The sequence below is a fragment of the Bradyrhizobium sp. genome, from assembly GCF_052389815.1.
Classification (GTDB): domain Bacteria; phylum Pseudomonadota; class Alphaproteobacteria; order Rhizobiales; family Xanthobacteraceae; genus Bradyrhizobium.
This window is the reverse complement of record NZ_JBQTHN010000138.1, coordinates 1-8691: the sequence shown is the minus strand read 5'-3', so window position 1 is coordinate 8691 and position 8691 is coordinate 1. Positions and strand designations below refer to the sequence as shown.

Here is an 8691-nt window from a genome sequence, read left to right as displayed (position 1 = left end):
GGGATAGATGGAGTAGGCGCCCACGTCGGCCAGCACGCGGGCGCGCAGCCCCTGCACGGTCCCGTCGTCGCCCACCGCCAGCTCGGCGTCGATCACCTCGTCCCACGCCTGGGTGCTCGTCAGGAGGTCCTCGCGCCGGTCGCCGACCCACTTCACCGGGCGGCCGAGCCGGCGGGCGAGCGCGGAGACGACGACCTCCTCCGGGTAGAGCGCGCTCTTCACACCGAAGCCGCCGCCGACGTCGGGCGCGATCACGCGCAATTTGTGCTCGGGCGCGACGTTGTAGAACGCCGACAGCACGAGGCGGGCGACATGCGGGTTCTGCGAGGTCGTGTAGAGCGTGAAATGCTCTTCGGCGGCGTCGTAATCGGCGATCGCCGCGCGCGGCTCCATCGCATTCGGCGCCAGGCGATTGTTGGTGAGATCGAGATTCACCACGTTGGCCGCCTTGGCAAACGCTGCCTTCACGGCGGCGTCATCGCCGATGTGCCAGTCATAGATCACGTTGCCGGGGGCTTCCGGATGCAACTGCGGGGCGCCGGGCTTGAGTGCGGCGGTGACGTTGGCGACCGCCGGCAGCTCCTCGTAGTTGACCACCACGGCTTCCGCCGCATCGCGCGCCTGGTTCTTGGTCTCGGCGATCACGACCGCGACCGCCTGGCCGACGAAGCGCACCGTCTCCGGCGCCATGGCGGGCCACGCGCCCATCTTCATCGGCGAGCCGTCCTTCGACGTGATGGCCCAGCCACAAATGAGATTGCCGATCTTGTCGTCGACGATCTGCTGGCCGGTCAGCACGGCGATCACGCCCGGCATCGTCATGGCCGCGGAGGAGTCGATGCCCTTCACCTTGGCATGGGCATGCGGGCTGCGGACGAAGTGGGCGTAGGTCAGGCCCACCAGCTTGATGTCGTCGACGTAGCGGCCCTTGCCGGTGATGAACCGCTTGTCTTCCTTGCGCACGACGCTTGCGCCAATGCCTTCAACGCCCATTGATAGTCCTCCCAACCGGAGATGTTGTGATGTGCCGCCGCTTCGGCTGCAGCGGATTGAATTCGGTAGATGGCGTGGGGCCGCTATTCGGCGGCCTGCGCGACCTTCATGCGGGAAGCCGCATCCAGCACCGCTTTCACGATGTTGTGGTAGCCGGTGCAGCGGCAGATGTTGCCTTCCAGCTCGTGGCGGACGGTGGCCTCGTCCAGCTTGCCGCCATAACGCTGCACGATGTCGACGGCCGACATGATCATGCCCGGGGTGCAGAAGCCGCACTGCAGGCCGTGATTGTCGCGGAAGGCGGCCTGCATCGGGTGCAGCTCGTCGCCCTTGGCGATGCCTTCGATGGTGACGACCTCGCTGCCGGCCGCCTGGGCCGCCAGCACGGTGCAGGATTTTACCGCGCGACCGTCGATGTGGACGACGCAAGCGCCGCACTGGCTGGTGTCGCAGCCGACATGCGTGCCGGTCAGGTTGAGATTTTCCCTTAAGAGATGGACGAGGAGGGTCCGGTCGTCGACGTCGACCGAGACCGACTTGCCGTTCACATTCAGTTGGACTTTGGACACGCTCACTCCTCCCGATGATGCTTTTTGATTGGTTCTAATTAGAGACAGCGGCGCTGGAACTTGCAACTAGGATTTTCGTCCGGGGATGCGGATGTGATCGCTGGCGCATCAATGACGAGAGCGGCGGGGTGCGGCGAATGGCCCGGCCGGAAGCCTATGGCGCCCCCTGCAATCCTCGACAACCCCCGGGACCCCCGCTGGATTTACGCACCTTTATCCATTTGGCCGTAAGTTTGCGTTAGCGGTTGGGGGCGCCGGCCCCCGATCCGGCTGGCTTTATCTGCTGATGGGGGCGGGGATGGGAACTTTCAAGCGCGGCGGGCTGCGGTCGATCCACCTGCCAACCCTGCGTTTTCGCGGCAAGATCATGCTCGGCTTTGCCGTCGTGCTGACGATCTCCGCCGTCAGCATGGGGATCGCCTATCTCGGCTTCGAGCGCGTCGCGGCGGGCGTCACCGCCTACCGCAACAGCGTTACCGAGGCGGACCATGCCCGAAATATCGACCGTGAGGTGATCGCCTACCGGGCGCTCGCGCGCTATTACGTGCTCACGGGCAAGGAAGAGGACAGCAAGGCGGCGCTGGCGGCTGAAGCAGGCCTGAAGGGCGCTGTCGAGGCGTCGATGCGGGGCACCACCAATCCGGCGCGGCTGGAGCAGGTCACCAAGCTGGCGCGCGAATTCGGTGCCTTCACGAAGATCTTCGCCGACATCCTGAAGACCAAGGAAGAGAGCGACTACCTGACGAGAAACTCCCTGACCCGCAGCGAAATGTCGCTGGAATACAAGCTGGACGATCTCGCCAGCAATGCGCAGGAGCTCAATCTCGAGGCGGTGGTATTCCAGGCCAAGACCATCACCACCCAGTTCCAGGCCATCAAGGTGTTTTCCAACAACTTCGTGGTGAGCGGCGACCTGTCCGCGTCGACAAGCGCGCTCAGCCGCCTCAGCTTCCTGGAAAACGGGGTCAAGAACGTCCCGACCAGCAACGACAAGATCGAGCCGGTGGTGAAGGAGATGCTGTCGCTCCTGAAAACCTACCGCGAAGCGCTCACCAAGCTGGTTGCGAACAAGACCAAGATCGACGAGCTGATCGCCGAGATGGGCGATTCGGCCGAAGCCATCATGAAAGGCGCGGCAGCGATGAAGGCCGGCCTGGTGTCCGATCAGGCGCGGTTCGAGCAGGAGTCGAATGCGACGATCGCGGAGACCGAGCGGCTGATCCTGATGCTCGCGGTCGGCGGCTTCCTGCTCGGCGCGGTGCTGGCGCTGATGCTGGGGCGCGGCATCTCGCGGCCGATGATCGCGATGTGCAAGGCGATGCGCGAGCTCGCCGGCGGCAATTTCGACGTCGTACTGCCGGGCCTCGGCCGCCGCGACGAGCTCGGCGAGATGGCAAGCGCCGTGGAAGAGTTCAAGATGCAGGCGGTCGCCAAGGCCGAGCGCGACGCCGCCTCACAGGAAGCCCAGAACAAGGCGAGCGCCGCGGCGCGGCGATCCGAGCTGATCCGTTTCGCCGATCAGTTCGAGACGGCCGTCGGCTCGATCGTCGCCAATGTCTCGGCCTCCGCCGCGCAGCTCGAGTCCGCCGCCGGCACGCTGACCCGCACCGCGGAGACGACGCAGAGCCTGTCCAGCCAGGTAGCCGACGCCTCGGGCCAGGCTTCCAGCGACATGCAGTCGGTGGCGGCGGCGACCGAAGAGCTTTCCGCCTCCGTCAACGAGATCGGGCGGCGGGTGCGCGAGTCCAACGACATCGCGGTCGCGGCCGTCCGTCAGGCCGAGGAGACCGATAACCGCATCGGCCGGCTGTCGAAGGCGGCGCAGGAGATCGGCGACGTGGTCAAGCTGATCACCGCGATTGCCGAGCAGACCAATCTCCTGGCGCTCAATGCCACCATCGAGGCGGCGAGAGCGGGCGATGCCGGCCGCGGCTTTGCCGTGGTCGCCTCCGAAGTGAAGACGCTGGCAAGCCAGACCGCGAAGGCGACCGACGAGATCTCCAACCACATCTCGGGCATGCAGGGCGCGACGCAGGAATCGGTCATCGCCATCAAGGAGATCGGCGGCACCATCGGCAAGATCTCCGAGATCGCATCGACCATCGCCAGCGCCGTGGAGGAGCAGGGCTCGGCGACGCAGGAGATCGCGCGCAGCGTGCAGAATGTCGCCCGCGGCACGCAGGAGGCCTCCGACAACGTCATGCAGGTCAATCGCGGCGCCACCGAAACCGGCTCGGCTTCCGAGGAAGTGCTGAACTCGGCGCGCACGCTATCGAACGAAAGCACCCGCCTGCGCGAAGAGCTCGACCGCTTCATGGCGAATATCCGCGCGGCGTAGGGCACGGCTGCCTGCTACCGTCATTGCGAGCGCAGCGAAGCAATCCATCTCTCCGCCCGGGAAGGATGGATTGCTTCGTCGCTTCGCTCAACGCCATGACGTGGCAACATGCGCGCTCAACAGCTCGCCTGTGCGCGCAGCCTGCTAATCCCTCCCGAACTGGTGCTTCAGCTCCGCCTTCGCGCGCTCCAGCCGCGCGCGCTCCGTCTTCGGCAGTGTCTTGCCCGCGCGGTTGATATAGAACGTCAGCATCGACAGCGCCGAGCGGTAGGCGCCGGATTTGCGGCGCGAACTTCGCTCGGCCGAGCGCTTCAACGACGCGGCGATCTTCCTCGCGCTCGTTAGCTTGAACACGCCCTTCTTCAGATCCAGCGCATCGCTTTCGCGCGTTACGCGCTGCGACCAGCGCCGCGGCGAAGTCTTCTTGCGCGGGGCGCCTTTGCGTTGTGCGGGCATTGCATGCTCCATTCGGTTAACAATCTGAAAACAGATGCAAATCCGCATCGTTCCAGTGCCGCAATGCGGGAACTGCATGGCCATACGGACGTTATCAAGGCGTGGCAGGCATGGCTGACACCGAACAGAGGTGAGAAACCTTGGGGGCTCCGATTCTCCGAGGTCTTTCTCGTTGGTCGCAATGAGTTTGCAGAGGATCGAGCGCAATCCGGCGCAGGAAACGCGTATTATGGCAGCGCTGGAGCAGGACAATTCCCGCATCGTCGAGACCAGCATACCTGCGCGGCTCGATCATCTGCGCTGGAGCGGCTTTCACACCCGCGTCGTACTCGCGCTCGGCATCACCTGGATCCTGGACGGACTTGAAGTCACGCTTGCCGGCGCGCTGTCGGGCGCACTGAAGGAAAGCCCGGCGCTGCAATTTTCCAACTTCGACGTCGGGCTCGCCAACAGCGCCTATCTCGCCGGTGCCGTGCTCGGCGCGCTCGGCTTCGGCTGGCTCACCGACCGCATCGGACGCCGCAAGCTGTTCTTCGTTACGCTCACACTTTATCTTCTCGCCACTGCCGCGACCGCGCTGTCATGGAATGTCACGACCTACGCGCTGTTCCGGTTTCTCACCGGGGCCGGCATCGGCGGCGAATACACCGCGATCAATTCCACCATCCAGGAGCTGGTGCCGGCGCGCTATCGCGGTTGGACCGATCTCGTGATCAACGGCAGCTTCTGGATCGGTGCGGCGATGGGCGCGGTCGCCGCCATCGTGCTGCTCGATCCGCAGCTGGTCGGCATCGATCTCGGATGGCGGCTTGCTTATCTCACCGGCGCCGGCCTCGGTATCGTCATATTCGTCATGCGGATGTGGATCCCGGAGAGCCCGCGCTGGCTGATGATCCATGGCCGGCCGGATGAGGCGCATGCCATCGTCGACGGGATCGAGCGGTCGGCGCTGGGATATTCGCAGGCGGGCGGGCCATTCCCGAAGATGAAGCTGAGGATGCGCAGCCATACGCCGCTCGGCGAAGTCGCGCACACGCTGTTCTCCGCCTACCGGCAGCGCTCGATGGTCGGCCTCGTGCTGATGGCCTCGCAGGCCTTCTTCTACAACGCCATCTTCTTCACCTTTGCGTTGGTGCTCACGGACTTCTTCGGCATCCCCGCGAGTAACGTCGGCTGGTACATCCTGCCCTTCGCCGCCGGCAATTTCCTCGGCCCGCTGCTGCTCGGACGCCTGTTCGACACCATGGGACGGCGCACCATGATCGCCTTTACCTATGGCACCTCCGGCCTGCTGCTGGCGGTCTCCGGCTATCTGTTCTCGATCGGCGCGCTCTCCGCGCAGACCCAGACCATCGCCTGGATGGTGATCTTCTTCTTTGCTTCGCCGGCTGCGAGTGCGGCGTACCTCACCGTCAGCGAAACCTTTCCGCTGGAAGTGCGCGCTCTCGCAATCGCGCTGTTCTATGCGGTGGGCACCGGCATTGGCGGCGTCATCGGTCCGGCGCTGTTCGGCGTGCTGATCGATACGGGGTCGCGCGGAACCGTGTTCGCGGGCTACCTGCTTGGCTCCGCCCTGATGATCGCGGCGGCGGCCGTCGCCTGGCGCTACTGCGTCGCCGCCGAGCGGCGCTCGCTGGAATCGGTTGCCAAGCCGCTCGCTTTTGTGGAGTAGGATATGATGGATCAAGGGCTGGCCGTAATGCCGCTGGAAAACGTCGCACCCGAGGACGATGAGGCGCTGGAAACCGTTCCGGTGCCGGGTTCGCTGGTGCCGCACCTGAGCGAGACCGCCGTGCTGCTCGATATCGACGGCACGCTGCTCGATCTGATGCCGACGCCGCGCGAGGTGTGGGTGCCGCCGGGCCTTGCGAAAACGCTGAGCCGCCTGTACCGGCGCACCGGCGGCGCGCTGGCCCTGGTCAGCGGACGCTCGCTCAACGACATCGACCTCATCTTCGCGCCGGACCAATTCCCCGCCGTCGGCGGCCATGGCGCCGAGATGCGCATCGATGCGGAAGCCGAGGCCGTCGCGGCGCATGCCCCGCCGCTCGACAAGGAGCTGAAACGGCGGCTGGCGGCCATCGCAAAACTCAGCCCGGGAATCCTGCTCGAGGACAAGGGCTATTCGCTGGCGCTGCATTATCGCCTCGCCCCGCATGCGGAGAAGGCGATCTATGCCGCGGTGTCGCTGATCCGCGCCGATCTGCCGGATGCGCCGATCGAGGTGCTGCCGGGCAAGCAGGTCTGCGAGATCAAGCATTCCGGCTTCACCAAGGCGAGCGGCGTGCGCGAGCTGATGGCGCATCCGCCTTTCAAGGGCCGCAAGCCTTTCTTCATCGGCGACGACGTCACCGACGAATCGGTGTTCGCGATCATGCCCGATCTCGACGGCATCGCGTTTTCGGTCGGCCGCAGGGCCAAGGGCGTGGCGGGCCATTTCGATGCGCCGAGCGACGTGCGCGAGTTCCTCGCTCACCTGCTTGACGACGAAAGGGACGCACCGCTGCCATAAAGGGAGCGGCGAGCGCCACAATCGTAAACCGATTTCGCCGCGCGCTTCCCGATTACGATTATTTTGCGCATCCTTGCGCGTCTCTCCCGAAATATCTTTTCGCCGGACGGCGCGAGTTCCATGCAACTCGCCAGAATTTGGTTTCAATTCGCAAACACCGTGTTCCCGGAACCATATTGATGAACAACAGTTAAACGACGGACTTCATCGGGAGGGGAATTGTGAACCTCGTTGTCGTTTCAAATCGCGTCGCGCGCGGAAAGGCCAACGAGCCCATGACCGGAGGGCTCGCCGCGGCGCTGTTGCCCGTGGTCGAGAATTCCGGCGCGATCTGGGTCGGTTCTTCGGGGCGCGTCCGCGACGGCGCGCAGGAACCGTTCGCGGAAATCGAGTCGCTCGGCGCCGGCGCGCTGGCGCTGCTCGACCTGCCGGCTGCGCATTACGGCGGATATTACGAAGGCTTCGCCAATTCGGCGCTGTGGCCGGCGATGCATTCGCGGCCCGACCTGATCCGCGCTACGCGCGAGGACTATATGTCCTACCGCGAGGTCAACGCTTTCATGGCGCGGGCGCTGCTGCGCTTCCGCAAGGCCGACACCGCGTTCTGGGTGCAGGACTATCATTTCCTCGCGCTCGGCGCCGAGCTGCGCGATCTCGGCGTCAGCGAGCCGATCGGCTTCTTCCTGCACACGCCGTGGCCGTCGCGCGCGGTGATGTCGGGCGTGCCGCATCATCGCGAGCTGATCGAGGCGATGCTGGCCTATGACCTGATCGGTTTCCAGACCGAGGAAGACTGCGAGAATTTCCTGTCCTACGCGCAATCCGATCTCGGCCTCCGCGTGCATGACGGCGTCATCACTTCGTGCCACGGCCGCACCCGCGCCGCGGTGTTTCCGATCGGCATCGATCCCGGCCAGTTCGCGCAGCTCGCGGCGAAGGCCTCGACGCATCCGGACGTCTCGCGGCTGCGCCGCAGCCTGAACGGCGAAAAGCTCGCGATCGGCGTCGACCGGCTGGACTATTCAAAGGGTCTCACCAACCGCATCAAGGCGTTCGACCGGATGTGGCAACTTCATCCGTCACTGGCGCGCACCGTGTCGCTGCTGCAGATCGCAACGCCCTCGCGCGGCGCGATCGAGGCCTATGGAAATCTGCAGAGCGAGGTCGCCAAGCTCGTCAGCGACGTCAACGGCCAGCATGGCGAGGTCGACTGGACGCCGATCCGCTATCTCAACAAGGGCTATGGCCAGGCCGTGCTCGCGGGGCTCTACCGCACTGCGCAGGTCGGCGTGGTGACGCCGCTGCAGGACGGCATGAACCTCGTCGCCAAGGAATATGTCGCAGCCCAAAACCCGGTCGATCCCGGCGTGCTGGTGCTGTCGAAATTCGCCGGCGCCGCCAACGAGCTCGACACCGCGCTGCTGGTGAACCCGCACGACATCGACGGCATGGCGCGCACGATTGCGATGGCGCTGTCGATGCCGCTCACCGAACGCCGCATGCGCTGGGAAGCGATGATGAAAAAACTGCGCGGCCACACCATCCAGCAATGGTTCGCCGACTTCACCGACGCCCTGAACGACTGCCGCCTCGACCGCAACGAACTGGCGCCCGTCATCGCCAAGACCGCCTTCTGGCCCTTCCGCAAAGCCAGCAACAGCAACGCGCGGTATCATTAGTTCGTGGCCCACCCACAGGATCCGTCATTCCGGGGCGCGCAACGCGCGAGCCCGGAATCCAACGGCCGCATTACGTGTCGTCAGATGGATTCTCTGATGTGCAATCGCACATCAAAGTTCGCGCTACACGCGCCCCGGAATGAC

7 protein-coding genes are annotated in these 8691 nt (G+C 65.0%); 4 read left to right on the top strand and 3 right to left on the bottom strand.

Annotation, left to right across the window (positions count from 1 at the left end):
* Both ACT4OC_RS22095 and ACT4OC_RS22090 read right to left on the bottom strand, forming a co-directional pair.
* Positions 1 to 993 (bottom strand): xanthine dehydrogenase family protein molybdopterin-binding subunit (locus tag ACT4OC_RS22095; protein WP_444841161.1); only part of this gene is annotated, 993 nt, incomplete at its 3' end.
* Between the two features lie 83 nt (positions 994 to 1076).
* Complete coding sequence (locus ACT4OC_RS22090; RefSeq protein WP_444841160.1) at positions 1077 to 1562, bottom strand: (2Fe-2S)-binding protein; 486 nt, start codon at positions 1560 to 1562, stop codon at positions 1077 to 1079.
* A 298-nt stretch (positions 1563 to 1860) separates the two neighbouring features.
* On the opposite strand from ACT4OC_RS22090, the gene ACT4OC_RS22085 reads away from it, so the two are divergent.
* Positions 1861 to 3900 (top strand): methyl-accepting chemotaxis protein, encoded by a 2040-nt coding sequence (locus ACT4OC_RS22085; RefSeq protein WP_444841159.1) that lies wholly within the window; start codon positions 1861 to 1863, stop codon positions 3898 to 3900.
* Between the two features lie 144 nt (positions 3901 to 4044).
* On the opposite strand, the gene ACT4OC_RS22080 is transcribed toward ACT4OC_RS22085, so the two are convergent.
* Positions 4045 to 4356: a DUF3175 domain-containing protein gene (locus ACT4OC_RS22080; protein ID WP_444841158.1), complete on the bottom strand. Its 312-nt coding sequence runs from the start codon at positions 4354 to 4356 to the stop codon at positions 4045 to 4047.
* A gap of 229 nt (positions 4357 to 4585) precedes the next feature.
* Between ACT4OC_RS22080 and ACT4OC_RS22075 the strand changes: the two genes are divergently transcribed.
* From ACT4OC_RS22075 to otsA, 3 genes are all read left to right on the top strand, one after another.
* On the top strand, positions 4586 to 6028 hold the full coding sequence (locus ACT4OC_RS22075) for an MFS transporter (RefSeq protein WP_444841157.1): 1443 nt from the start codon (positions 4586 to 4588) through the stop codon (positions 6026 to 6028).
* Positions 6029 to 6034: 6 nt separating this feature from the next.
* Positions 6035 to 6868: a trehalose-phosphatase gene (gene otsB / locus ACT4OC_RS22070; protein WP_444841162.1), complete on the top strand. Its 834-nt coding sequence runs from the start codon at positions 6035 to 6037 to the stop codon at positions 6866 to 6868.
* 221 nt (positions 6869 to 7089) lie between these two features.
* Positions 7090 to 8547: an alpha,alpha-trehalose-phosphate synthase (UDP-forming) gene (gene otsA / locus ACT4OC_RS22065; protein ID WP_444841156.1), complete on the top strand. Its 1458-nt coding sequence runs from the start codon at positions 7090 to 7092 to the stop codon at positions 8545 to 8547.
* Positions 8548 to 8691 lie beyond the last annotated feature (144 nt).